This is a genomic window from Pseudomonas sp. HN11 (assembly GCF_021390155.1).
Classification (GTDB): domain Bacteria; phylum Pseudomonadota; class Gammaproteobacteria; order Pseudomonadales; family Pseudomonadaceae; genus Aquipseudomonas.
In genome coordinates this window covers 4,600,757-4,625,643 of sequence record NZ_CP089985.1, presented here as the reverse complement: position 1 = coordinate 4,625,643, position 24,887 = coordinate 4,600,757, and the positions used below count along the sequence as shown (strand labels likewise).

The 24,887-nt window shown below is 52.7% G+C and carries 18 protein-coding genes; 15 read left to right on the top strand and 3 right to left on the bottom strand.

Going from position 1 to position 24,887, the window contains the following annotated elements; all coding sequences use genetic code 11:
• Window positions 1-9 precede the first annotated feature (9 nt).
• The 11 genes from LVW35_RS21040 (at window position 10) to LVW35_RS20990 (ending at window position 13,512) form a co-directional block, all read left to right on the top strand.
• A complete protein-coding gene (locus LVW35_RS21040) occupies window positions 10-1,197 on the top strand; it encodes a glycosyltransferase family 4 protein (RefSeq protein ID WP_326489611.1) in 1,188 nt (395 codons plus the stop codon).
• 166 nt (window positions 1,198-1,363) lie between these two features.
• Window positions 1,364-2,428 carry an FAD-binding oxidoreductase gene (locus LVW35_RS21035; RefSeq protein WP_233891876.1) on the top strand — a complete coding sequence of 355 codons (1,065 nt, stop codon included), beginning with the start codon at window positions 1,364-1,366 and terminating at the stop codon, window positions 2,426-2,428.
• Window positions 2,429-2,441: 13 nt separating this feature from the next.
• Window positions 2,442-3,215 carry a glucose-1-phosphate cytidylyltransferase gene (gene rfbF / locus LVW35_RS21030; RefSeq protein ID WP_233891875.1) on the top strand — a complete coding sequence of 258 codons (774 nt, stop codon included), beginning with the start codon at window positions 2,442-2,444 and terminating at the stop codon, window positions 3,213-3,215.
• A gap of 1 nt (window position 3,216) precedes the next feature.
• The gene (gene rfbG / locus LVW35_RS21025; protein WP_233891874.1) at window positions 3,217-4,299 is read left to right on the top strand and encodes a CDP-glucose 4,6-dehydratase; all 1,083 of its coding nucleotides are present in this window, start codon (window positions 3,217-3,219) and stop codon (window positions 4,297-4,299) included.
• A gap of 28 nt (window positions 4,300-4,327) precedes the next feature.
• Window positions 4,328-5,641, top strand: coding sequence for a lipopolysaccharide biosynthesis protein RfbH (gene rfbH / locus LVW35_RS21020; protein WP_233891873.1), 1,314 nt, complete (start codon window positions 4,328-4,330; stop codon window positions 5,639-5,641).
• A gap of 3 nt (window positions 5,642-5,644) precedes the next feature.
• Window positions 5,645-7,357 carry a thiamine pyrophosphate-binding protein gene (locus LVW35_RS21015; RefSeq protein ID WP_233891872.1) on the top strand — a complete coding sequence of 571 codons (1,713 nt, stop codon included), beginning with the start codon at window positions 5,645-5,647 and terminating at the stop codon, window positions 7,355-7,357.
• Window positions 7,354-8,304 (top strand): NAD-dependent epimerase/dehydratase family protein, encoded by a 951-nt coding sequence (locus LVW35_RS21010; RefSeq protein ID WP_233891871.1) that lies wholly within the window; start codon window positions 7,354-7,356, stop codon window positions 8,302-8,304. The genes LVW35_RS21015 and LVW35_RS21010 overlap by 4 nt, the downstream gene beginning before the upstream one ends.
• Window positions 8,301-8,681 carry a GtrA family protein gene (locus LVW35_RS21005; RefSeq protein WP_233891870.1) on the top strand — a complete coding sequence of 127 codons (381 nt, stop codon included), beginning with the start codon at window positions 8,301-8,303 and terminating at the stop codon, window positions 8,679-8,681. Before LVW35_RS21010 ends, LVW35_RS21005 begins: the two co-directional genes overlap by 4 nt.
• Complete coding sequence (locus tag LVW35_RS21000) at window positions 8,674-9,606, top strand: glycosyltransferase family 2 protein (RefSeq protein WP_233891869.1); 933 nt, start codon at window positions 8,674-8,676, stop codon at window positions 9,604-9,606. The genes LVW35_RS21005 and LVW35_RS21000 overlap by 8 nt, the downstream gene beginning before the upstream one ends.
• A gap of 19 nt (window positions 9,607-9,625) precedes the next feature.
• Complete coding sequence (locus tag LVW35_RS20995; protein WP_233891868.1) at window positions 9,626-11,914, top strand: DUF7024 domain-containing protein; 2,289 nt, start codon at window positions 9,626-9,628, stop codon at window positions 11,912-11,914.
• A gap of 476 nt (window positions 11,915-12,390) precedes the next feature.
• Complete coding sequence (locus LVW35_RS20990) at window positions 12,391-13,512, top strand: glycosyltransferase (RefSeq protein ID WP_233891867.1); 1,122 nt, start codon at window positions 12,391-12,393, stop codon at window positions 13,510-13,512.
• Here LVW35_RS20990 and LVW35_RS20985 read toward each other — a convergent pair.
• Window positions 13,509-15,581: a hypothetical protein gene (locus LVW35_RS20985; protein ID WP_233891866.1), complete on the bottom strand. Its 2,073-nt coding sequence runs from the start codon at window positions 15,579-15,581 to the stop codon at window positions 13,509-13,511. The genes LVW35_RS20990 and LVW35_RS20985 overlap by 4 nt on opposite strands.
• A gap of 170 nt (window positions 15,582-15,751) precedes the next feature.
• Window positions 15,752-16,540: a CPBP family intramembrane glutamic endopeptidase gene (locus LVW35_RS20980; RefSeq protein WP_233891865.1), complete on the bottom strand. Its 789-nt coding sequence runs from the start codon at window positions 16,538-16,540 to the stop codon at window positions 15,752-15,754.
• A gap of 147 nt (window positions 16,541-16,687) precedes the next feature.
• Here LVW35_RS20980 and LVW35_RS20975 point away from each other — a divergent pair, with 147 nt between their 5' ends.
• Together LVW35_RS20975 and LVW35_RS20970 are read left to right on the top strand one after the other, a co-directional pair.
• On the top strand, window positions 16,688-16,852 hold the full coding sequence (locus LVW35_RS20975) for a hypothetical protein (RefSeq protein WP_233891864.1): 165 nt from the start codon (window positions 16,688-16,690) through the stop codon (window positions 16,850-16,852).
• Between the two features lie 98 nt (window positions 16,853-16,950).
• Complete coding sequence (locus LVW35_RS20970) at window positions 16,951-17,811, top strand: DMT family transporter (protein WP_233891863.1); 861 nt, start codon at window positions 16,951-16,953, stop codon at window positions 17,809-17,811.
• A gap of 30 nt (window positions 17,812-17,841) precedes the next feature.
• Here LVW35_RS20970 and LVW35_RS20965 read toward each other — a convergent pair whose 3' ends face one another.
• Window positions 17,842-18,726 carry a DMT family transporter gene (locus tag LVW35_RS20965; protein ID WP_233891862.1) on the bottom strand — a complete coding sequence of 295 codons (885 nt, stop codon included), beginning with the start codon at window positions 18,724-18,726 and terminating at the stop codon, window positions 17,842-17,844.
• Window positions 18,727-18,913: 187 nt separating this feature from the next.
• Here LVW35_RS20965 and aceK point away from each other — a divergent pair, with 187 nt between their 5' ends.
• Window positions 18,914-20,623 carry a bifunctional isocitrate dehydrogenase kinase/phosphatase gene (gene aceK, locus LVW35_RS20960; RefSeq protein ID WP_233891861.1) on the top strand — a complete coding sequence of 570 codons (1,710 nt, stop codon included), beginning with the start codon at window positions 18,914-18,916 and terminating at the stop codon, window positions 20,621-20,623.
• A gap of 118 nt (window positions 20,624-20,741) precedes the next feature.
• On the top strand, window positions 20,742-24,653 hold the full coding sequence (gene hrpA / locus LVW35_RS20955; protein WP_233891860.1) for an ATP-dependent RNA helicase HrpA: 3,912 nt from the start codon (window positions 20,742-20,744) through the stop codon (window positions 24,651-24,653).
• Window positions 24,654-24,887: the final 234 nt, after the last annotated feature.

The following is a 24,887-nucleotide window of genomic DNA, read 5'->3' as shown; positions in this document are numbered from 1 at the left end:
AAGCTCTTGATGGGTATTGAGTCGTTACGGCCTCCGTTGACGGGGATTGGGAACTATACGTTGAACCTGCTTCGTGAGTTTCAGCGTATGCCCGAGGTTGAGGCAATGGATTGCTTCGATGGCGATCGGTTCTCATCGTCATCGGACGTATTAGCTTCTTTCGATTTACCGTCACCCTCAGCCGGTGGGAAGCTCTCCGTTGCAGGCAATTGGAAATCAAGCCTGCGCAGTACGCTGCGGGGGCTGCCCCTTGCCTATCGAGCAAAAGCGCTATTGTCTGATACGCGTTTCAAGCGCGGTGGGCGCACCCGCGGGGATTTTGTGTATCACGAGCCGAATTTTATTCTCAAGCCCCATGATGGACCTAGTGTAACGACGGTGCATGATCTTTCGTTTATTCGCCACCCGGAGTTTCATCCGGCAGAGCGCGTTGCTTGGTTGAGTCGTCAATTACCTCGTACTCTGGACCGCGCAGATTTTGTTATCGCGGACTCAGAAGTCGTACGTACAGAGCTAATCGATCAGTTCAGCGTACCGGCTAGCAGGGTCAGGGCCATTCATTTGGGTGCAGATGCCCGTTTTTTTGCGCGTTCGGCAGAAGAAACCCGATCAGTCTTAACTCAGCATGGGTTGGAGCACGGAAGTTACCTGGCGTTTGTCGGTACCATTGAGCCTCGCAAGGGCCTTTCGACGCTTTTGGATGCCTGGCAGCGTTTAACACCCCAGATTCGACGGTCATTTCCCCTCGTAATCGCGGGCGCGCCAGGTTGGAATAATGCAGAATTGATGCTGCGCATCCAAGCATTGCAGGCAACGGGAGAAGTGAAGTTTTTGCAGTTCGTCAGCTCCCGGGACCTACCTTTTATTTATGCGGGTGCGGCGACGTTCATCTACCCCTCGCTGTACGAGGGATTCGGGCTGCCGGTGCTTGAGGCGATGGCCAGTGGTACCCCTGTCATTTGTGGTGCAGGGACGTCCATGGCTGAATTCGCTCAAGGCGCCTGCAGTTTGTTTGAACTGGATAACTGCGAGGCACTGGCTCTGGCAATTTCTTCACTGGCTGATGATCCAAAACAGCGCGCACGTCTGGCAAATCTTGGCACGATTCAAGCTAGTCACTTCTCATGGGCACGTTGCGCACAAGAAACCACGCAGGTCTACAGAGACGCTGAACAGAGTTCCGTGAACGCTCACTAGAAAGGTCGGCAATATAGCGAGCCGTGAGGTAACAAGCGCTTGTTCGTGGACAATAAATGCTGGAGAGGGCGGCATTTTCAGTTGGCCGAACAGGTGTCAAAACGTCCCCTCAGGGCGGCAACCCAATAAACGTTTCAGGTGTTGGAGTGCCTGAAGGGTTTTTGAGATGGATCTGGATGCATTGGGCGTTCGGCAGAGTACCGTCGAACAGTGGCAGCAGTTTTTTTATTTGGTTCGAGTGATGGCATCAGTAAAAATAAGTAACGGGAAAAGCTTCAATTCAGCCGCAGGTGATTCAATGCTGGATAGCGCCAGAGCTGAAGGGTTGACGCTGGAGTACAGTTGCAGGACTGGTCGATGCGGTGTCTGCAAGACAAAAGTATTAAGTGGCGAAACCGAGGCTTTTCGCGATGAGCTTTCATTAAGCCCTGAGGATAATCTCAATGGGTACGTGCTGACCTGTTGCCGTTTTGCCCTGACTGATGTCGAACTGGACGTTGAAGATATTGGCGCGCTGGGCGACATCAAGATAAGAACACTTCCATGCCGGATTGACGCACTGGGTGTACTCGCATCCAATGTTCTTCAGGTGGTCCTGAGACTTCCCCCCAATAGCCGGTTCACCTATCTTCCTGGGCAGTATCTGGATGTGATTGGTCCGGGAGGCGTTCGGCGTAGTTACTCGATTGCCAATGCTCAGCGTGAAGATGAGAAACTCGAACTGCATATCCGTGAAGTGGAGCAGGGTGTTATGTCCGCCTATTGGTTTGGGGCGGCTAAAGCAAATGATCTTTTACGTCTTGAAGGGCCTTTAGGTACATTCAGCCTGCGCGAAAAAGACGCGAGAAATATTATTTTCTTGGCGACCGGTACAGGTATTGCACCTGTTAAAGCCATGTTAGAGCAAATTAAGAAAGCACCTGAGACGGTCATGGGTAAACAGATTTTTGTTTACTGGGGTGGACGTACAGAGAGCGATATATACTGGCAGCCGGAGTTGGCGCAACTTGCGGCAGTATTTGCTCCCGTTTTGTCACGAGCGAGTTCATCGTGGTCCGGGCGTACTGGGTATGTTCAAGCTGCTGTGCTTGAAGATGATATTGATCTGACTCAGTCGGTCGTTTACGCCTGTGGTTCGGAAAACATGATCTTCTCTGCTCGAGAGGTTTTGCAAAAAGCAGGACTGCCGGAAAGGAATTTTTACGCGGACGCATTTGTGCGCTCAAACTAAATTAGGAGGGATTATGAAGGCAGTAATTTTAGCCGGAGGCTTAGGGACACGTCTGAGCGAAGAAACCAGCATTCGGCCGAAGCCAATGGTGGAAATTGGTGGGAAGCCGATCCTGTGGCACATCATGAAAATGTACTCTTCCCATGGCATCAACGACTTTGTCATTTGCTGTGGGTATAAGGGGTACTTGATAAAAGAGTATTTTGCGAACTACTTTCTGCATATGTCCGATGTGACGTTCAAGATGAGTGAGAACGCAATGGAGGTTCACGGCAAGCGTGCAGAGCCTTGGAACGTTACGCTGATCGATACCGGTGATACCTCCATGACAGGGGGCCGCCTCAAGCGGGTTGCCGACTATGTACGTGATGAGGAAGCATTTTGTTTTACCTATGGTGATGGCGTGGGTGACATTGACATCAACGCAACGGTTGCATTCCACAAACGTCATGGTAAAGCTGCAACGCTCACCGCTACCTACCCGCCAGGCCGGTTTGGAGCGTTGGATATCCAGGAAGGTGCCGTGCTGAATTTCAAAGAAAAGCCAAAAGGCGACGGTGCCATGATCAATGGCGGATTCTTCGTGCTTTCTCCCCAAGTGCTTGATTATTTGAGCGACGACAGCACGGTCTGGGAGCAGGAACCGCTGAAAAACCTTGCGGCTGAGGGGCAGTTAATGGCCTATGAGCACCATGGTTTCTGGCAGCCAATGGACACCCTGCACGACAAAAATATGCTCGAGACCCTGTGGACTACAAACAAAGCTCCGTGGAAGACCTGGGACTAATATGAAAGCTTCCGTAGCACCCGACTTTTGGAAGGGAAAAAAAGTCTTCCTCACCGGCCATACCGGCTTCAAGGGCAGTTGGTTGTCGCTCTGGCTGCAATCCATGGGCGCGCGGGTCAAAGGTTTTGCGCTTGCTCCTCCCACTACGCCGGCGCTGTTTAATGAAGCGCGCGTCAGTCAGGGGATGGAATCAGAAATCGGTGACATTCGTGACCTGCAAGCTGTTACGGCAAGCATGACTGCGTTCGACCCTGACGTCGTGATCCATATGGCGGCTCAGCCATTGGTCAGGTTGTCGTACCGTGAACCGGTGGAAACCTATGCGACCAATGTGATGGGAACCATTCATGTACTGGAAGCTGCGCGCAAGTGCCCTAACGTTAAGGCGATTGTCAATGTCACTACTGACAAGTGCTACGAGAACCGGGAGTGGGAGTGGGGCTACCGTGAAAATGAGCCCATGGGTGGGCATGATCCTTACAGCAACAGCAAAGGCTGTGTGGAGTTGGTAACTTCCGCCTACCGCCAATCCTTTTTTAACGGAACGGACACAGCAGCGCTTGCCTCAGCGCGCGCTGGCAATGTCATCGGTGGAGGCGACTGGGCAGAGGATCGCCTGATTCCTGATATCCTTCGCGCAATCGAGAAGGGAGCGCCTGTCATCGTTCGTAACCCGAACGCCACTCGTCCCTGGCAGCATGTTCTTGAACCGCTGGGCGGCTACCTGGTGCTGGCGCAACATTTGTGGTCAGGCGGCCAGAAATTCGCCCAGGGCTGGAATTTCGGTCCCAAGGATGAGGATGCCCGTCCCGTGGAGTGGATACTCAATCATATGGTTTCAGCCTGGGGAGCGGGAGCCTCCTGGAAGCTCGATGCTGATCCACAGCCACACGAAGCGCGTTATCTAAAGCTGGATGTCTCCAAAGCGCACATGCACATGCAGTGGTCACCTACATGGGGCCTGGAAAAAACGCTGACCTACATAATCGATTGGCAGCGTGCCTGGTTGCGTGGAGACGATATGAAGGCGTGCTGTATTGACGAAATCGCTGATTACATGGCCGCTATGGCTGTAAGTAACTAATTCATTAAAGTTTTAAGTAGGAAATCTCATGACCCCCGATATGCTTCGTCAGGAAATCAGCCAACTGGTTGAGCGTTACGCCCAAACCGCCTTGGCAGCCAAGCCTTTTGTTGCAGGTGAAAGCGTCATTCCACCCTCCGGAAAAGTGATTGGCGCACGCGAATTGCAATTGATGGTTGAAGCATCCCTTGACGGTTGGTTGACCACTGGGCGGTTTAATGCAGAGTTCGAGAAAAAGCTCGCCGAGTTCTTGGGCGTCAAGTACCTGCTCAGTGTGAACTCTGGTTCCTCAGCCAACCTTGTAGCTTTCAGTACGCTGACTTCACCAAAGCTGGGCGATCGTGCCATCAAGCGAGGGGATGAAGTAATCGGCGTCGCTGCGGGTTTCCCGACCACCGTCAATCCTATCGTGCAGTTTGGCGCAATTCCCGTATTTGTGGACGTGGACATGGCCACCCACAACATCAATGCCGAGCTGATTGAAGCTGCTATTACACCCAAGACCAAGGCAATCATGCTTGCCCATACTCTGGGCAACCCGTTCAATCTCGGCAAGGTCAAGGCGTTGTGCGAGAAGTACAATCTGTGGCTGGTCGAAGACTGCTGCGATGCGCTTGGTGCCACATATGACGGTCAGATGGTAGGTACCTTCGGTGATATCGCCACGCTGAGTTTCTACCCTGCACACCATATTACGATGGGAGAGGGGGGAGCGGTATTCACCAACAATGCGCAACTGAGGCTCATCGCCGAGTCCTTTCGTGACTGGGGACGAGATTGCTACTGCGCGCCAGGGTGTGACGATACTTGCGGTAACCGGTTCGGGCAGAAGTTTGGCAGCTTGCCACAGGGCTATGACCATAAGTATGTGTATGCCCACCTGGGTTACAACCTCAAAATTACTGATATGCAGGCGGCGTGCGGGTTGGCTCAATTGGACCGTGCCCAAGAGTTTATCGATACTCGCAAGCGTAACTTCAAGTTGCTCAAAGACCGTCTTTCCAGCCTGAGTGATTTTCTGGAAGTGGCTGAAGCCACACCTAATAGCGACCCGTCCTGGTTCGGTTTTCCTGTAACGCTTAAGGAAAGCTCTGGCGTTAATCGCGTCGATTTGTTGAAGTTTCTTGACCAAAACAAAATCGGTACACGCTTGCTGTTTGCAGGGAATCTAACTCGCCAGCCATATTTTCACGATGTTGAGTATCGGGTCGTAGGTGATCTGACCAATACTGATCGAACCATGAATCAGACCTTTTGGCTCGGGGTCCAACCCTCCCTGGGGCAGGAACACTTCGACTACGTCGGTGAGAAGTTGGAAGAGTTTTTCGGAATCGGTTTTTAAATTATGAAAGCTTCAGATGCGGTAGCAAAAGTACTAGCAGAAAAAAATGTTCTGTTCGGTTTTGAGCTGATCGGTGGGATGATTACCCACTTGGTAGATAGTATTAACTTGTTGGGTAAGACAAAGTTAGTGTCTATGCACCATGAGCAAGGCGCAGCCTTTGCTGCATCTGCAGTTTCACGTGCAACCAATCATAAAATCCTTGGCGTGGCGTTGGGAACAAGTGGCCCGGGCGCTACGAACTTGATGACAGGGATTGCTGATTGCTGGTTGGACAGTCACCCTTGCATATTTTTAACCGGTCAGGTTAATACTTATGAACTCAAGGGTGATAGAGCCATTCGACAGCAGGGTTTCCAGGAACTGGATAGCGTGGCACTTGTTAAGAGTATCACCAAGTATGCCTATCAAGTGACGAAAGTGGACGAGTTAATCCCTTGTCTTCTGAAAGCTATCGATATTGCCAGGGAAGGGCGCCCGGGCCCTGTCTTGTTGGATATTCCCATGGATATTCAACGCGCTGACATAGATGAGGCAGTGTTTAATGAACTTATGAAAGTCAACGAGGCTGTCGAGCAACGTGTCGACAGTTTCACTGAATTTGATATTTTTAGGTCTAAGTTGCAGGCCGCTAACCGCCCTTTGTTTCTCATTGGTGGCGGTGCCGTCAATCTTTCTGGCTTTTCGGAATGGCTGGCGCTGATCAACAGGTTGGGAATCCCTCATGTTGCCAGTCTGAAAGGAGCAGAAAAGCTCTCCTCCAGTGATTGTTACCTCGGGATGTTAGGAGCATACGGTACGCGCGCAGCAAATCATGCAGTCCAGAATTGTGATCTGTTGGTGGTACTCGGCAGCCGTATGGATGTCCGGCAAACGGGCGCTAAACCAGAAAGTTTTGCCCCCCTTGCGGAAATAGTGCAGTTTGACCTTGAACCAGGCCAGCTAAATAACCGGGTTGCAACTGACGTTGCTTATCAGATATGCCTGAGCCAACTGTTCTCCGCGTTCACCCACTGTGGATTTGACTCTAATCCTGAATGGTCATCCTGGCAGAAGCATCTTGCTCTAAAGTCTGAGGAGACGTTTGTTGATGAGTACAGCAGTTGGGGTGTCAGCCCGTTTCAATTATTTACTACTCTCAATGAACTGACGCTCGGCCGTGCCCTTGATTATGTGGCAGACGTCGGAAATAACCAAATGTGGGCGGCACATACATTGAGGCTGGACCATGGTCAAGCCATGCACCATTCCGGAGGCCTGGGTACGATGGGCTTTGCTATTCCTGCGGCGGTAGGAGTGTGCTGTGCAGCTAATAAGCCCGTTATCGTTATTACAGGGGATGGTGGTGCCCAACTCAATATCCAGGAGCTGGACATCATTGCCCGCGACCAATTGCCAGTTTTGACAATCGTATTGAATAACCACTCGCTGGGCATGGTCAGGGGGTTTCAAGAGATGTATTTCGAGGGTAGAAACTCTTCTACATATTGGAACGGCTATAGCTCCCAATTTGAGGCGATCGGAAAAGCTTACGGTGTGAGTTCTGTAAGTGTCGTGAACCTCGAAGCATTCCGTTTGGCTGTGCAAGCGTTTATGGCTGAACCCAAGCCAATGTTAATTGAAGTCTTAATGCCTGATGCCAGAGAGTGCCGCCCCAGGTTGGAATTCGGACGTCCAATCGACCAACAGTCACCTCAGTTGGAACCTCAGCAATGAAGTTGGCAATTTTTGGGGCGAACAGTCATATCGCCGGAGATTTGGTGGCTTCATTTGCAAGTAACGGAGGTTACGAATGCCATTTGTTCGTTCGAAATGTCATTACATTGGCCCCTGATATTCGCGCGATCGTCGAAAGCAACGCCTTCACCGTGTCTGAGTATTCGGAGTTCAATCTGTCTGCCCATTATGACGCAATAATAAATTTCGTCGGTGTGGGGGATCCTGCACAAGCTAAAGCAATGGGCGCGACGATTTTTGACGTGACTGAGTCTTATGACCGATTAGCTCTGGCATATTTAGAAGGCCACACTGCGTGTAAGTATATATTTTTGAGCAGTGGCGCTGCGTATGGCAGCAATTTCGATACCCCCGTAACAGCAGACACGAACGCTGTATTTTCTATTAATAATCTGATTCCACAAGATTGGTATTCAGTGGCGAAATTTTGCGCGGAGTGCAGGCATCGTGCTCACGCGGAGCTGAACATTGTTGATGTCAGGGTGTTCAGTTATTTCAGCAGCAGACAATCACTGGACGCTCGCTTTTTATTGAGTGATGTTCTTAGAGCAATAGCGACAGGTAGTGTTTTAGGGGTGTCACCTGAAAACATGGTAAGGGATTACATAGTGCCTTCTGATTTTTTTCTGTTAATCAAATCAATACTGTCTTCCCCTCCAATTAACTCGGTTGTTGATTGCTATACGCTGGCGCCCGTCGACAAATTCTCATTGCTGTCGAGTATCAGCGAAAAATTTTGTCTTGAGTACAACGTGGTAGGAGAGCAGGCCAGGATTAATGCGACAGGTGCGAAGCAGAATTACTATTCGCTCAATCGCAAGGCGGGTGAGCTGGGGTATAAACCAAGCGAAACCTCGTTAAGTGGGATTTTTAAAGAGATTGAAACTTATCTGGAATTTCAGAAAGGCGGAGGGACAGAGCATTGACGGCCGATAAACTTTTGAAAGCACGATTTTTCAAGTTTTTATTGGTGGGGATGATGAACGCGGCCTTCGGTTATGGCTGCTTTGCAGTATTCACATATTTGGGTCTGCATTACAGTGCTGCATTACTTTTGGCGACGGTGTTGGGCGTGATTTTTAATTTCAAGAGCACGGGTGCTCTTGTATTTAATTCGAATAATAATGGGCTGATTTTTCGGTTTGTTATTGGGTATGTTGTCGTGTACGGCGTTAACTTAAGTGGAATTGCACTGTTTTCGCTTTTTGGCGTCACGCCGTATGTCTCTGGCTTGATACTGGTGCCACCCATGGCGGTGCTATCGTTTCTAATAAATAATAGGTTTGTTTTTAATCATGCGTAAACTTTTAAGTATTGTAACCCCTTGTTATAACGAGGAGGCCAACATTGACGAGCTGTGCCAGCGAATCAATAGTGTGATGGCTAAGTTAGACTATGATTACGAGCACATTTTTATCGACAACTGCTCGACTGATGGCAGTGTGGCGAAACTGCGCACAATTGCTGCGGAGGATAAGCGCGTCAAGCTTATTTTAAATGCCAGAAATTTTGGCCATATACGCTCTCCTTATCACGCTCTGTTGCAGAGTAGGGGCGATGCATGTGTACTCATTGCGTCGGACCTTCAGGATCCGCCCGAGATGATTGCCGAGTTTGTGCAAAAGTGGGAGGAAGGCTTCAAGACTGTGTTGGCGGTAAAGCCTGAGAGTGAAGAGTCCCCGCTGATGTTCTTCGCCCGAAAAACCTACTATCGGTTTGTCTCAAAGATCTCCGAAGTCCCTCTGGTGAAAAACGCCACGGGAGCTGGCCTGTTTGATCGTGTGGTTCTGGATGTCCTGAAAACGCTGGACGACCCTTATCCTTATTTTCGAGGGCTTCTCTGTGAGATAGGTTTTCCCATCGCAACAGTTCCGTTCAAGCAACCCAGAAGGCAGCGGGGGATAACAAAAAATAACTTCTACACGCTTTATGATATCGCCATGCTTGGGATTACCAATCACTCTAAAGTGCCACTGCGATTGATGGTAATGGGGGGAGGTATCCTTGCCCTGCTGAGTTTGTTGATGGCATTTGGTTTCCTAGTTGCGAAGCTGATTTTTTGGAACTCTTTTCAGATGGGCATCGCTCCGATGCTGATTTCATTATTTTTCTTCAGTTCGATTCAAATACTTTTCCTTGGTATGTTGGGTGAGTACATTGGATCGGTACACACCCAAGTCCGCAACATGCCTTTGGTTGTTGAGGCTGAACGCGTAAATTTTGATTGATCTGGTAAGGGATTAAATAGTGACTTCAAGTATCGTTCATCCGGAGCCTCGTCTATTATCATTGTTGCCGATCCTAAGGCAAGAATGGAAATTGGTGATTTTCGGTTCGATTTTTTCATTAGTTTTGGCGAGTATTTTAACTAATGGCTGGCCGAATGGATTGTGGCCTGATATTTCTGTTCCATTAAGATACTCCGGCGATGGGCTTTTCCACGCTTGGATGGCACAGAGAGTCACGGAAGGTTGGTTGTTTGAAAATGCTCGCAGTGGGTATCCATTTGGATCGACGTTTCTTGATTTTCCAGGTTCGGATGCAGGCAGTCATTTTCTGATTAAAGTGCTGTCCTTGCTCTCGGGGAGTAGCTTCGCCGGCGTCAATTTGTTTTTCTTGCTAAGTTTTCCCGTCTGCTTTGTAGCCACGTACCTTGTGGTCAGAGCTTTTGGGCTGGTTCGATCATTTGCAGTTGTGAGTGCTTTGCTGTTTACGTTTTTGCCTTTCCATATTCTTAGGTTGGGGCACCTGTTTTATACATGGTATTTTGTAGTTCCTTTGTTTTATTACCTGTCCTTCTTTTTACTCCAGAATTCAGCGGGTTTGGAGGGCAGTAAGAGTAGTCGTCTGTTTTCCGTAAAGTCTGTTTTAATTGTCGCAGGATTATTAGTGCTCTCGTCGTTCGGCGTTTATTATGCGTTGTTCGGTGTGCTTATGGTTTCGCTGACAGGAATTCTTGGTTGGATGGTGACAGGCCAAATAAAAGCCGCGGGCCGTCCGTTGCTAGTCGCAGCCATTTTAATTTTTGGTGTGTTGCTTAACGTTCTACCCAATTTAATTGGGAAGTATCAGCTGGGCGCCAATATGGAAGTCGCTCAACGGGCTCCAATGGAATCAGAGGTTTATGGTTTAAAGCTGATGCAACTCATCTTGCCACGCGCAGACCATCGTATATCTTCGCTAGGTAGGTTTACCGATTACTATAATGGAACATTTCCGCTGGTAAATGAGAACTCGACATCTGTTCTTGGCGTTGTCGGGGCTTTTGGGTTGTTAATTGGTTTTTGCTTGTTGTTGTGGTCTTTAGCTGGCCGCAGGCTTGATCGAAGACTTGGTTATTTGGTAGCGGTCGTATTTCTTCTCTTCATGTTTGGTACCATCGGAGGGCTGGGTGCGTTTTTCTCATCATTTATCTCTTCATCAATCAGAGCGTGGAACAGAATAAGTATTTTTATCGGTTTTGGCGCACTATTGATTTTCTTTGTTGTTATTCAGGCATGGTTATACAAACGGTCTTCGAAAGTAAAACGCTACGTGCCTGCAATTGCGGTTTTGTTGCTTTTTTGCGGAATTTACGATCAGACAATTCCTGCCTGCAAGTCGTGTAATGTTGGCGAAAAAAATGCTTATGAAAACGATAAGAAATTTGTACATTCGATAGAAATGTCTGTGCCGGAAGGCGCCGCCATTTATCAGCTTCCGTATCTGCCTTTTCCTGAGGCGCCAGCGGTACATAATTTATATAACTACCAAATGGCGGCTGGAGTGCTGCACTCTAAATCGCTGCACTGGAGTTTTGGTGGGATGAAGGGGAGGCCAGGTGATTTATTTTACAGGTCACTCTCTCATGAGTCTGTAGAGAAGCAGTTGGAGGTGGTTCGCAATCTAGGGTTCAGTGGTATCTATATTGATCGCCGGGGGTATGCTGACAACGCTCAGGACTTAGTAGCTCGCTTGACTGCTTTGCTGGGATATCCGCCAAGTTTGTCTAGTACAGACGGCAATCTTGTGTTTTTCAAGTTGGCACCTGCAGCGAATGAGAGCCTTGTGGGTAAAGACCCTTCAAGCATTATGAATAAGTCAGGTTATTATGCTGACAGTTTGGGTCAGCGATCTCCTGCTAGCCTTCATGATGGAATCGATTTCACGAAGGCCGAATGGCCTCAATTTGTCCGTGATGTACGCGGGTTTTCTGGAAGCGAGCAATGGGGCCGGTGGTCCGATGCGAATGTTTCAAAAAGTGTGCGTATCGATTTCAGGGAACCTTTGCCCCAGAAATTTACGTTGGCTTTGGTGGCTCAAGCGTTTGCATCGAATGCCAATGCTCCGATTAAAGTGCTGATTGGTGCGCGAGAATACGAATTGATTCTTGGCTCCCAACCGTCTGAAGTGAAGCTGCAGATCGACCTTCAAGGAGCGTCTGTAGATAGTATTTCCTTCATTCCCCCTAATCCTACTTCTCCCTTACAAGCCGGTGTAAATGGAGATGTGCGCAAATTAGGAATCGGCTTTATATCACTTCGAATTATCGAATAATTTGGCTTTCTAGTAGGCGTGAATTATAGAAATAGTTGTGCAAGAAGGCTGGCATATTTGCCTTCTTGTGCAAGGGCAAATAAATCGCAGAGGACGGGGCATATTTTGGCCTTGCCAGAATATACTCGATGCTCACTTCACGGTTCGAAATTCTGCCGGCTGAGAAGGTTACTTGCGTCTTCAAGTTTTTGTGGCGCACGTGACTTCCCTTGGTGTTAGCTGACCGGCGTCAGCTGCTGATCGACTGAGCTTTTTATGATTTTCGCGTTGAGGAGGAAGCGGGAGAACTGTTTTATTTGCCCAGTGTCCAAATGCACGTGTTAGTCGGTTGTCAGGAGTTTGGGTGTCGAATCGTAGCCCAGGGATGGCAAGGCAGAGAATGTAATTGGAGCTACCTTTTATAGCGTTTCAGGTAGAAGTAAAAAATTGTTCTTTTACGTATTACAAAATATGCCATTTTATAAGATAGGTGTTATTTGAAGATTCTACATTTTTATAAAACATTTGCAGCTGATCAGCATGGCGGCGTGGAGATGTTTATCCGGCATTTGACCCGTGCGACAAGTCAGCAGGGGTGTGAAAATGTAGTGTTATCACTATCAAAGGACGCAATGCCGTGTACACAGACGGCCGACTACCAATTGGTTCAGGCGAAAGAAGATTTTAATCTGGCGTCGACTGGATTTTCTCTATCCGCTTTCAAGAAGTTTTCAACCTTGGCTCAATCAGCCGATCTTATCCACTACCACTTCCCTTGGCCATTTATGGATGTGGTTCACTTCGCCACACGCGTTCAAAAGCCTACCGTAGTGACCTATCACTCGGATATTGTTAGGCAGAAGTTTTTGAAGTGCCTTTATACTCCCTTGCAGAAGTTATTCCTTGAAAGTGTCGACCGCATTGTGGCTACTAGCCCAAATTATATCGAGAGTTCACCTGTTTTGGCAAAATACCGCCATAAGACAAGTGCTATTCCAATTGGTTTGGAGGAATCCATGTATCCCGAGCCTGAGGTTGATAAAGTTGCTGAGCTGCGCATGCAGCACGGTAAGTTTTTTCTGTTCGTCGGTGTTCTTCGCTACTACAAAGGTCTTGAGTACTTATTGCGGGCCATGGAAGGAAAAGACTGGCCCCTGCTGATTGTTGGCGCTGGACCATTGGAGCAAGAATTAATCAGAATTGCAGTAGAGGGAAAATTAAGCAGCGTGCGCTTCATTGGTCAAGTGTCTGAACAGGAAAAAGTCAACTTGCTTAAGGCGTGTTATGCGGTGGTCTTTCCTTCACATCTGCGATCAGAGGCTTTTGGTATAAGCCTGCTTGAAGCTGCAATGTTTGGAAAACCGATGATATGCAGTGAGATTGGTACTGGAACTAGCTACATCAATCAAAATAATATTTCGGGATTGGTTGTTCCTCCAGGTAATTCACTGGCGATGCGTCTTGCTATGGAGCAACTTTGGAGTTCTCCTGAGCTGGCGGCCGTCTATGGGGCCGCAGCTCGAGAAAGGTATCTGAAGGTATTCACGTCCCGTGCGATGGGGGAGGCGTATATGAATGTCTATTCCGAATTGGTTTCCGAGGGTACTAAAGGGGATTAAAGCGGGCTGTTGGATGTGGGCTGAGGCATGTCCTTTGATGCAGGCTCAAGCAGCATCATCGTACCGAGTGTGTTCTTGGTAATGACTGGGTATTTCTCAATCAGCATAGCGTCGTTGACATCAATGAATGTAATTGAGCCTTCCGTAGTTCCCAAATATATACATTGAAGGGGTTGGCTTAGTGCTGACTTAACAAGGTTATCCAAATCAGTCTGACGTAGTGTTTCTGCAATACCAGGTCCGTTCACAGGTGAGGCGATACCCAGTTCTGCTGAGTAAATAGCCTGTCGCTGGGACAAGATGAGGCAATTCCTGTTGTGGTAAGTACTGCGCATGAACTGCAACTCATCGGCCACTACGGAGTCTTTAGGAATATTGCGGTTCGAGAAGTTTTTTAGGGTGTCGTCTAGCATGTTTTGACTGGTAGAAATAAACACAAGCCCACCCAATGAGAAGAATAGAATAAAGGGTACTACCAAGGCTATCGATGCGAGCGGGGTAGACCGGCGCCTTACTGATCTAAGTATGAGGTCGGTAAGGATTCCGCTGATCAAGATTGCTGGCCAAGTTACCAGAATCAAGCAAAAGACATGAGACCTGCCTTGGTAATAGGCAAAAAGACCCAGGCCCATGATTGCGCTGCAGAAGAGTAGATCGTAAGTGCCGTGCTTGTTGTCTTGCTGTTGCCACCCGCTTAGCGCTGTGACTGCCCCCGCAGCATAGATGACTAGAATTGCCTGCCAAGGATGGAGGGTGAGAGGCATCGGAAGCATGCCGAAACCAGTCATGTAAAATATTTTTTGATAAGCTAATAATTCATCAAGCTCTAACGGTTTTCCAGCTTTAATGCGAAGTAGCGTAAAGCATAGTGCTATTGTGAGTGTCGCAATTGCGGTGAATAATAACGAACGCCCAATGGCTTGTATGAATGGTCGTTTTGTTATTAGTGATTTTATCAGGAGTGTGGCTCCTATGGAAATTAGTACAGGAATGCCTGTGTCAAAGTTCCAGAGTATGGCTATCCCAGATGTTATGCCTAGAACGCAAAGTAATGCGCGGCTCTCATTTTTTGAATATATAGAAATAAGTAGCAGTGCTAAGGCGGGCCAGAAAAACCTGATGGGGAAGTACTGGATATAGATGTCCTGAATGATTCCGTTTGTATACATGAATAGGCATGTCGCAACGGACAGCGCAAGAAAAATAAATACCGAAAGTAGTTTGTTGGCTACGTGTCTATAAAGCAAGGCGGCAACTGTAGCGAGCCCCAAGGCGTGAAGTATGGCAAAAAACAAGGTTTCTTTGAAAATAGAAAAGCCGGTCAGTTTAAATAGAGGGGCAATGATTTCAGGGAATAATCCATACTGTGATGGGAGATCTGCAATCAGCGTTTTGCCGTGGATGACTTGGTTTAGTGCATAGGTGACTGCGTCTAAATGAACTGACCAGATAGGCGACAGCGTAACTGAGTTAATAGAGACTATTCGATAGGATAAGACCTGTAATACTATAGCGAGCAACGCTACTGTCCACCAAGTGATTTTTCCTGCTGTTCCCTTTGAAACTTTACCCGTCAGGCAATGGTAGATCAGAGCAGTAGAGAGCAGCACTGCAGTGAGTGTTAATGTGATCTTATGTTCTTTTGCCCACGGAGACGGAAAGAGTAGTATATCAATGAAGTCGGCTCCCCAGAACAGAGCAGCGAATAGAAGTGCCGCAAAAAGCGGTAGTATGATTCTGGCTTGTTTATGCAATTCTTTGAATTTTAAATTGGAATTTTTAAGACTGTGGTACCAGAAGTATCCAGACAAAGCCGTAGGTGCGACAGCTGCCAGGATAATGTATATGGCTCTTTCCACGGGCTCTGGTGAGATGTTATATGGTTTTCCGGATCTGGCGTGAACCAAAACCTGGCCTACCGCGTCTGGCGTCGTGATGTATGGTGCTATCGCCCAGATGCTGATTGCCAATATAACCAAGATCACAATAAGACCGAAAAGAATCAGTACATTTTGTGAAATCAGATCGTGTTTAACGAGTAGGATTTCTTCTTGCTTAGGGCCTTTCAAATCGATGCTTCCATGCTAGGGTGCTGAAGTTTATTTTTAGAGTTGAGGGTGCAGTCGGACTGATTATTCGCGACCGGCCCTACGTTTTAGATTTTCGTATGTTCATCGAATGAATGTGTTTCAGACACTTCTTATACTATAGGCTTGATAGTTCTAGACAGGTGTTTTCTCTAAGCCAACATCGGATAAACAAACAACCCAAAATGCACCAAATTCACCCCAAAATGCGTCAAGACCGCAGCCCCCAACCCACCAAACCGATACGCCAACCCATACCCCGCTCCCGCAATGGTTGCCAGTAACGTCCACTGCCACCCCGCGCCAAGGTGGACCAGCCCAAACAGCAACGAAGCCAGCAACAACGCTACGTTGTCGCCATACGACAAATGTTTGAACCGCCGGCTCAGCCCGCCCTGCACGTAGCCTCGAAACAACGCCTCTTCCACCAGCGTGACCAACAGTAAGTTGTTCAGTACCCATAGCCACGCCTGCTCCGGCCATTTTGGTGCCCAGTGGGTGATGCCCAGCAGCACTGCTCCACCGAGCGCAACAACGGCTGTCAAGGTCAGTGCCAGCGCCGCCACACAGAGCGACAAACGCAACGAGCGCCGCGCCACAATCCACGGGCAGGCCAGCAACAGCCAGAAGCCAATCAGCGGTTTGTCCTGGTTCAAGTACATCGAGAAGGGCACTGCATCTTCGGTGAAACGCTGCGGGGCAATGCCACGCCCGTTGTAGAAACCGGGCAACCAGTGCATCGCCAGGCCTAGCGCCAATACGATAAACAACCCGTGGCCCAGGTAGCGTGCCCACGGCGTGCGTTGCTGGCGTACGGCGTAGCCGGCAATCAGCAGCAGGGCGACGGACACGCCCGCCAGCACGCCCATTTGCCCGTAGATCAAGGCCAGTAGATAGCCAATGGAAAGAAGCGCCAGGTACAGCCAGGGCAATGCGATCATGGGAAATCCTTGGGGAAAACTGGGCGGCATTATAGCGATCTGTCCTACGGGGCCCACATGAAAACTCCTCCATTCAGAGTGATTGCAAAACCTATCACCGGCTGGTTATAGTCCAAGCCTCTTCATCCCTTCACACAAGATCAGCTCATGCCAGCCCTCCAGCGCACAGCGGTAGTCGATTCAGCGGTCAACGCCGTGGTCGTGCCGTGCGTGGACAAGCAGCCTGCGCAGGTCAGTCACTACCCGCCACCTGTCAGTAGCACGCCGGTGTACGCAGTCGTATCACCGCCGGGTGTTGGCATCTCGGGCTGATCAGCGAGTCGCTGGTTTCCTTCTGCCTGCCCGAAAAAACCTACTGAATTTCAGCAAACGCTGAGTCGGCTTTTTTTGCCTGATTACGGGTGGTATCCATGTCTGTTCTTTCGAAACAATCCGTGGCCGCGGCGGCCTCGACGAGCCTGTTTGTCTTGCTGTGGAGCAGCGGGGCGATCTTCTCCAAATGGGGCCTGGCCCACGCCTCACCCTTCGCGTTTCTGCTGATTCGCTTTGCCACTGCCCTCACGGGCCTGGTAGTGCTTATTCCCATCTTCAAATTGAAACTGCCGCGTCCTGGCAAGCCCATGCTGTATGCAGCGGCGACCGGGCTGGTGCTGTTGGGGGCCTATCAGATTTTCTACCTGTTGGCCCTGGACCTGAAAGTGACGCCCGGCGTGATGGCGACCATCATGGGCGTGCAGCCGATTCTCACGGTCGTGCTGATGGAACGTCGGCGTTCGTTGAGCCGGCTGTTTGGTCTGGCGTTGGGTTTGGCGGGGCTGATCATGGTGGTGTACCAAGGCATCGGTCTGTCCGGCATGTCCCTCGCGGGGATGCTGTTCGGGCTGCTGGCCCTGGCCAGCATGACCTTCGGCTCAATCATGCAAAAGCGCATCACCGACAACCCCTTGGGCACGCTGCCGGTGCAGTACCTGGCGGGGCTGCTGCTGTGTTCGGTGTTTGTGCCGTTCCAGCCGTTCCACTTCGAACACAGCAGCGGTTTTTACCTGCCGGTGCTGTGGATGGGGCTGGTGGTGTCGTTGCTGGCCACTCTGTTGCTGTACCGCCTGATCGCCCGGGGCAACCTGGTGAATGTCACCAGTCTGTTTTACCTGGTACCGGCGGTGACGGCGGTGATGGACTACCTGATCTTTGGCAACAGGCTTGCGATGTTGAGCGCGATGGGGATGGGGTTAATTATCGTTGGGTTGGTGTTCGTCTTCCGTAAGAACTGACCCTGTCTAACTGTGAGCAAGAGCGCTTGCTCACAGTTTTTTCGGCCGCAACACTAACCACAACGCCCCAGCGATCAACACCCCGCCATACACATGCGCCATCGATAACGGCTCATCCAGCAGCAACGCGCCCCACAGTACGCCGAATGGCGGAATCATAAACGTCACCGTCATCGACTTAACCGGCCCGATGGACGTCAGCAGGCGGAAGTACAAAATGTAGGCAAACGCCGTACACACTAGTCCCAACCCCAGCAACGACAACCATACCTGCCACCCACCCCAACTGGCCGGCGGATGACTGATCGCGCTGTAGGCGAAGAACGGCAACAGAAACAACGTCGCACCGAGCATGCTACCCAGGGCTGACAGGCGACTGTCCAGCCCGCCGTGTTGATCCAGCCAACGCCGCGCCAGGAACCCGGCAAAACCATAACAGGTGGTCGCCAGCAAACACGCCAGCGCTCCCATCAACAACTCCAGATCAAACGCCACGGGCCCCGCACGGGTCAGCACACCCACGCCCAGCAGACCCAGGCAGACTCCGGCAACGTTCGACGGCGTGAGACGCTCGCTGAAAAACAGTCCGCCGATCAATACACCCATCAGTGGCGTGGTGGCGTTGAAGATCGCCGAGTAACCCGCCGGCAGCACCTGGGCCGCCACCGAATACAGGGTTGCCGGGATCCCGGAGTTGATCACCCCCAGTAGTAACACAGTCTTGAACTTGCCCTGGAAATCCCAGCTCACCCGCATCATCGCCAAGATTACCAGCAACCCGGCGGCGGCAATCGACACGCGGAAAAACGCCGTCGGCACCGTGCCGATCTCCGGCGCAATGATGCGCATGAACAGGAAGCTCGCCCCCCAAATGGCGGCGAGCCCCAGCAAGTACAAGGTGTCGACAGGTCTCACGGAAAGCTCCTACATCAATAAGTCGGCGAGTGTTACACGCCCCCCTTACTGATTACAGGGGTAGTGATCAGGGTTTCCCTTAGTGGGATGAACGAGGTTGTACAAAGTCGTGCGAAAAATGATCCTTCTCCTGCCCCCGTACACTGGCTAAGCTCAGGGCTTCCAGATGCCCGCCGAGGTTTCCCGCATGTCGCAGTCCGCCCTCGCAGTCGCCCAGGTGATCCTCAATGGCTTCGACGATTACCGCGAGCACTTCCGCCAGATCACCGATGGCGCCCGCGAGCGTTTCGAAAAGGCCCAGTGGCAGCAGGGCCAGGCGGCATCGGCGGCGCGCATCAACCTCTATGAAGAAAAGGTCAGTGAGGTGACTGCGCGGCTGCGCGAACGCTTCGATGAGGCTGCATTACTCAATATCAATGTGTGGCCCCTGGTGAAAAGCGCCTACATCGGCCTGATCGACCTGCGCTTCGACGATGAACTCTCCGAGACCTGGTACAACTCGATTTTCTGCGGGTTGTTCAGTCACGACCTGATCAGCGACGGTTGCATGTTCATCCACACCACCCGCCCCAGCCTGCGCCGGGCACGGGCCGCGCAGACGCGCACCTACACGCCCGCCGGGAAAATCCCGGAAATGCTGGCGCAGATCTTTGCCGATTACCGCTTCAGCGAACCTTACGCCGACCTGGCCGTCGACCTTCATCGTCTCGAAACCCAACTGCGGGAAAACCTGCCGGACTGGGTGTGCAAGGACCCGGACCTCAAGGTCGAGCTGTTTTCTTCGGTGCTCTACCGTAATAAAGGCGCGTACCTCGTAGGACGCATCTACACCCGCGACGAACAATGGCCGCTGGTCATCCCGCTGTTGCACCGCGAAGGGCAGGGTATCCAGATCGATGCGTTGATCACCGACGAAGCCGATGTGTCGATCATCTTCTCGTTCACCCGTTCCTACTTCATGGTGGATGTACCGGTGCCGGCGGAATTCATCGGCTTTCTCAAGCGCATCCTGCCGGGCAAGCACATCGCCGAGTTGTATACCTCCATCGGGTTCTACAAGCACGGCAAGTCGGAGTTTTACCGCGCGCTGATCAACCACCTCGCGACCACCGACGATCAGTTCATCATGGCCCCCGGTGTGCGCGGCATGGTGATGAGCGTGTTTACCCTGCCGGGCTTCAACACGGTGTTCAAGATCATCAAGGACCGGTTTTCACCGTCGAAAAACGTCAACCGCGCCACGGTGATCGAGAAATACCGCCTGGTCAAAAGCGTCGATCGGGTGGGTCGCATGGCCGACACACAGGAGTTCGCCGACTTCCGTTTCCCCTTGAGCAAATTCGAACCGGAGTGCCTGGCCGAACTGCTGGAAGTCGCCGCCGGCACCGTCGAGGTTGAAGGTGACACGGTGCTGATCCGCCACTGCTGGACCGAACGGCGCATGACCCCGCTCAACCTCTACCTGGACAATGCCAACCCCGCCCAGGTGCGCGAAGCCCTGGAAGACTACGGCCTGGCGATCAAGCAGTTGGCGGCGGCGAACATTTTCCCCGGCGACATGCTGTTGAAGAACTTCGGCGTCACCCGCCACGGCCGCGTAGTGTTCTACGACTACGACGAAATCTGCTTTCTCACCGAGGCCAACTTCCGCCATATCCCGGCACCGCGCACCCCCGAGGACGAAATGGCCTCCGAGCCCTGGTACTCCATCGGCCCGTTGGATGTATTCCCCGAGGAATTCCCGCCGTTCCTGTTCGCCGACACCGGCCAGCGCAAGCTGTTCGATGAGCTGCACGGCGAGTTGTACAACGCGGATTACTGGAAGGGCCTGCAAGAGGCGATTCGTGCGGGCAAGGTCATCGATGTATTCCCTTATAAGAGAAAAGAGCAGCCATAAGCTGCAAGCTGCAAGTGAAAGCAGATCTGCCCTTACTTGCTGCTTGAAGCTTGCCGCTCGCAGCTGCTTTTCTGCGACAATCCACCCCCTGCATATATAGACGACCCTTGCGTACCTGATGACTGACCAAGCGCCCACTATCGACCAACTGCTCAAAACTCTCGATCACGCCATGCTCGCCGACCGCCACCGCTTGCGTCGGCAGTTGCTTGAGCTGCGTAAAAAGCCCGACGAGGAAAAGCTGGCGCAGTGGGTGGCGCGCATGCAAGCGTCCTGCGCCCAGGTTACGGCGCGGCGCGCCAGCTTGCCGGTGATCCGTTACGACGACAGCCTGCCGATTGCCGCCAAGCGCGATGAAATCAAAGACGCATTGAACAAGCACCAGGTGCTGATCATTGCCGGTGAGACGGGCTCGGGTAAAACCACCCAGTTGCCGAAGATCTGCCTGGAGATCGGTCGTGGTCAATACGGTCTGATCGGCCATACCCAGCCACGCCGGATCGCCGCGCGCAGCGTGGCCAGCCGGGTTGCGGAAGAGCTGGCGACGCCATTGGGCGCGCTGGTCGGCTATCAGGTTCGGTTTGAAGACCAGAGCGATTCCAATACGCTGATCAAGTTGATGACCGACGGCATCCTGCTGGCGGAAACCCAGAACGACCGTTACCTGGAACGCTACGACACGATCATCGTCGACGAAGCCCACGAACGCAGCCTGAATATCGACTTCCTGCTGGGCTATCTGAAAACGCTGCTGCCGCGTCGCCCCGACCTGAAAGTCATCATCACCTCGGCAACCATCGACCTGGAGCGTTTCTCCAAGCATTTCGACGACGCGCCGATTGTCGAGGTCTCGGGCCGCACCTTCCCGGTGGACACCTGGTATCGCCCGCTGACCCTGGAGCAGGACGAGGAGGGCAATCGCGTCGAGGACGACTTGACCGTTGACCAGGCGATCCTAGCCTCCCTTGATGAAATCGCCGCCTATGAGCGCAGCGAAAGACGCAGCCCTGGCGACGTGTTGGTGTTCCTGCCGGGTGAGCGCGAGATTCGTGACGCGGCCGACATGTTGCGCAAAGCCCAGCTCAAGCATACCGAAATCTTGCCGCTGTACGCACGCCTCTCGCCGGCCGAACAGCAGCGCATCTTCCAGTCCCACCCGGGGCGGCGCGTGGTGCTGGCGACCAACGTCGCGGAAACCTCGCTGACCGTGCCGGGCATTCGTTATGTGATCGACAGCGGCACCGCGCGCATCAGTCGCTATAGCTACCGCGCCAAGGTGCAGCGCCTGCCGATCGAGGCGATCTCCCAGGCCAGCGCCAACCAGCGAAAGGGCCGCTGTGGCCGGGTCGAGCCGGGCATCTGCATCCGCTTGTACAGCGAAGAAGACTTTATCGGTCGCCCGGAATTTACCGACCCGGAGATCCTGCGCACCAACCTCGCCGCCGTGATCCTGCAGATGCTGCACCTGCGCCTCGGCGAGATCACCGATTTCCCGTTTATAGAGCCGCCGGACGGCAAGGCCATCAGCGACGGCTTCAACCTGCTGCAAGAGCTGTCGGCGGTGGACCGCAACAGCCAGCTCACGCCGCTGGGTCGCCAATTGGCGCGCCTGCCGGTGGACCCGCGCATGGGCCGCATGCTGCTGGAGGCCGCCAAACTCGGCAGCTTGCAGGAAGTGCTGATCGTCGCCAGCGCCATGTCGATCCAGGACCCACGCGAGCGTCCGCCGGAGCGTCAACAGGCCGCGGACCAGGCTCACGCACAATGGAAAGATCCGGATTCGGACTTCGCCGGGTTGGTGAATTTGTGGCGCGGTTTTGAAGAGCAGCGCCAGGAACTGACCGCCAGCCCGCTGCGCAACTGGTGCCGCAAGAACTTCCTCAACTACCTGCGCCTGCGCGAGTGGCGCGATTCCCATCGCCAGTTGAGCCTGATCTGCCGCGACATGCAACTGAGCGTCAATAAAGAGCCGGCAGACTTCCCGAAACTGCACAAGGCGGTGTTGTCCGGTTTGCTCAGCCAGATCGGCCAGAAAACCGAAGACGGTGATTACCTCGGCGCACGTCAGCGTCGTTTCTGGATTCACCCCTCGTCGGGCATCGGCAAGAAGCGTCCGCAATGGCTGATGACCGCCGAGCTGGTGGAAACCACCAAGCTGTACGCGCGCATGGTCGCCAAGATCGACGCCGACTGGATTGAGCCGCTGGCCGGGCACCTGATCAAGAAAAACCACTTCGAGCCCCATTGGGAGAAGAAGCGTGGACAGGTTGTAGCGTTTGAGCAGATCACGCTGTTCGGGCTGATTGTGGTCGGGCGCCGGCCGGTGCATTACGGGCCGATCGATCCGGTAGTGTCCCGTGAGTTGTTTATCCGCGAAGGCCTGGTGCGTGGCGAGATCCAGTCGCGGGCCAAATGCCTCGCGGCCAATCAGCAACTGCTGGAACAGCTTGACGAACTGGAAGCCAAGGCGCGCCGTCGTGACATCCTGGCCGATGAAGAAACCCTGTTCGCCTTCTACGACGCGCGCTTGCCTGCGGAGATCCACCAGACCGCGACCTTCGACAGTTGGTACAAGGTCAACAGTCAGAAAGACCCGCAACTGCTGATCATGCGCGAAGAAGACGTACTGGCCCGCGAAGCCAGTGAAGTCACCGCCGCGCATTACCCGGACACCCTGCACCTGGGCGACCTGGAACTGGCATTGAGTTACCACTTCGAACCCAACCACCCGCGTGACGGTGTGACCCTGCGCGTGCCGGCGCCGCTGCTGCCGGCCTTGCCGCCTGAACGTCTGGAGTGGTTGGTGCCGGGGGTGATCGAAGCCAAGTGCATCGCCCTGGTACGCAACCTGCCCAAGGCGCTGCGCAAGAACTTCGTGCCGGTGCCGGATTTCGTCAAGGCCGCGCTGCAACGCATCGAGTTCGGCCAGGGCTCATTGCCTCAGGCACTGGGTCGTGAATTGCTGCGCATGACCGGGGCGCGGGTCAGCGATGAAGCCTGGGCCGAAGCCGCGCAGCAGGTGGAAAGCCACCTGAAGATGAACCTGGAAGTGGTCGATGGCCAGGGCAAGTTCCTTGGCGAAGGTCGTGACCTGGCCGAACTGACCGCGCGTTTTGCCGAGGCCAGCCAGGCCGCGCTGGCCGTGCCGCAAACCGCGAAAAGCCAGCAGCCGGTGGAAGCCAAGGTGTTTGCAGCGGTGGCGGAAAAGACTCAACAGAAGATCGCCGGGCTGTCGATGACGGTGTATCCGGCGCTGGTGGAAGACAACGGCACGGTCAAGGAAGGGCGCTTCTCCACTGCCGCCGAGGCTGAATTCCAGCATCGCCGCGCGTTGCAGCGCCTGCTGATGCAGCAGCTGGCGGAACCGGCGAAATTCCTGCGCGGCAAAGTGCCGGGCTTGACTGAGTTGGGCCTGATGTACCGTGAATTGGGCCGTATCGATGCGCTGGTGGAAGACATTCTCCTGGCCAGCCTCGACACCTGCGTGCTCGAAGGCGAAGCCAGCCTGCCGCGTGATGGCGCAGGCCTGGCCGCCTTGGCCGAACGCAAGCGCGGCAGTTGGACCGAACACGCCGAGCGCCTGGCGCGCCTGACACTGGATGTGTTGAAACTGTGGCACGGCCTGCAAAAGCGCTTCAAAGGCAAGATCGACCTGGCCCAGGCCGTGGCCCTGAACGACATCAAGCAGCAATTGAGTCATTTGGTGTATCCCGGTTTCGTGCGGGAAACCCCGGCACAGTGGTTCAAGGAGTTGCCGCGCTACCTCAAGGCCATCGAGTTGCGCCTGGAAAAATTGCCGAGTCAGGTGCAAAAGGATCGGGTGTGGAGCGGCGAGCTGGCCGGTTTGTGGACGCAGTACGAAAACCGTCTGAAAAAACACGCCCAGGAAGGTAAGCGCGACCCTCAACTGGAGCTCTATCGCTGGTGGTTGGAGGAATATCGGGTGTCGTTGTTTGCCCAGCAACTGGGCACCAAAGTGCCAATCTCCGACAAGCGCCTGAGCAGGCAATGGAGTCAGGTAGAGCCCTGAGACCCAACACAAATCCCCTGTGGGAGTGGGCAAGCCCGCTCCCACGTTCGAATGCATTCCCAGGGAAAACACTGTTTGTCCGCAGATAGCGCCAAATTCCGAGGGTTGTGGCAAACTTCGCGCCTATAAATGCCGGAATCGTCGTTACAGGTTGACAGTTGCAGCCACGACGCGAAGGAATAAAGCGTTGCCAGTTTGGTGTCCGCGGTGCGGAATCGGACTACTTACAGTTTG

Bases quoted from the DNA above. Each gene is read 5' to 3' on its own strand.
- LVW35_RS21040 (WP_326489611.1), top strand. From the start codon at position 10: ATGGGTATTGAGTCGTTACGGCCTCCGTTGACGGGGATTGGGAACTAT.
- LVW35_RS21035 (WP_233891876.1), top strand. From the start codon at position 1,364: ATGGATCTGGATGCATTGGGCGTTCGGCAGAGTACCGTCGAACAGTGG.
- rfbF (WP_233891875.1), top strand. From the start codon at position 2,442: ATGAAGGCAGTAATTTTAGCCGGAGGCTTAGGGACACGTCTGAGCGAA.
- rfbG (WP_233891874.1), top strand. From the start codon at position 3,217: ATGAAAGCTTCCGTAGCACCCGACTTTTGGAAGGGAAAAAAAGTCTTC.
- rfbH (WP_233891873.1), top strand. From the start codon at position 4,328: ATGACCCCCGATATGCTTCGTCAGGAAATCAGCCAACTGGTTGAGCGT.
- LVW35_RS21015 (WP_233891872.1), top strand. From the start codon at position 5,645: ATGAAAGCTTCAGATGCGGTAGCAAAAGTACTAGCAGAAAAAAATGTT.
- LVW35_RS21010 (WP_233891871.1), top strand. From the start codon at position 7,354: ATGAAGTTGGCAATTTTTGGGGCGAACAGTCATATCGCCGGAGATTTG.
- LVW35_RS21000 (WP_233891869.1), top strand. From the start codon at position 8,674: ATGCGTAAACTTTTAAGTATTGTAACCCCTTGTTATAACGAGGAGGCC.
- LVW35_RS20980 (WP_233891865.1), bottom strand. From the start codon at position 16,540: ATGATCGCATTGCCCTGGCTGTACCTGGCGCTTCTTTCCATTGGCTAT.
- LVW35_RS20975 (WP_233891864.1), top strand. From the start codon at position 16,688: ATGCCAGCCCTCCAGCGCACAGCGGTAGTCGATTCAGCGGTCAACGCC.
- LVW35_RS20970 (WP_233891863.1), top strand. From the start codon at position 16,951: ATGTCTGTTCTTTCGAAACAATCCGTGGCCGCGGCGGCCTCGACGAGC.
- aceK (WP_233891861.1), top strand. From the start codon at position 18,914: ATGTCGCAGTCCGCCCTCGCAGTCGCCCAGGTGATCCTCAATGGCTTC.
- hrpA (WP_233891860.1), top strand. From the start codon at position 20,742: ATGACTGACCAAGCGCCCACTATCGACCAACTGCTCAAAACTCTCGAT.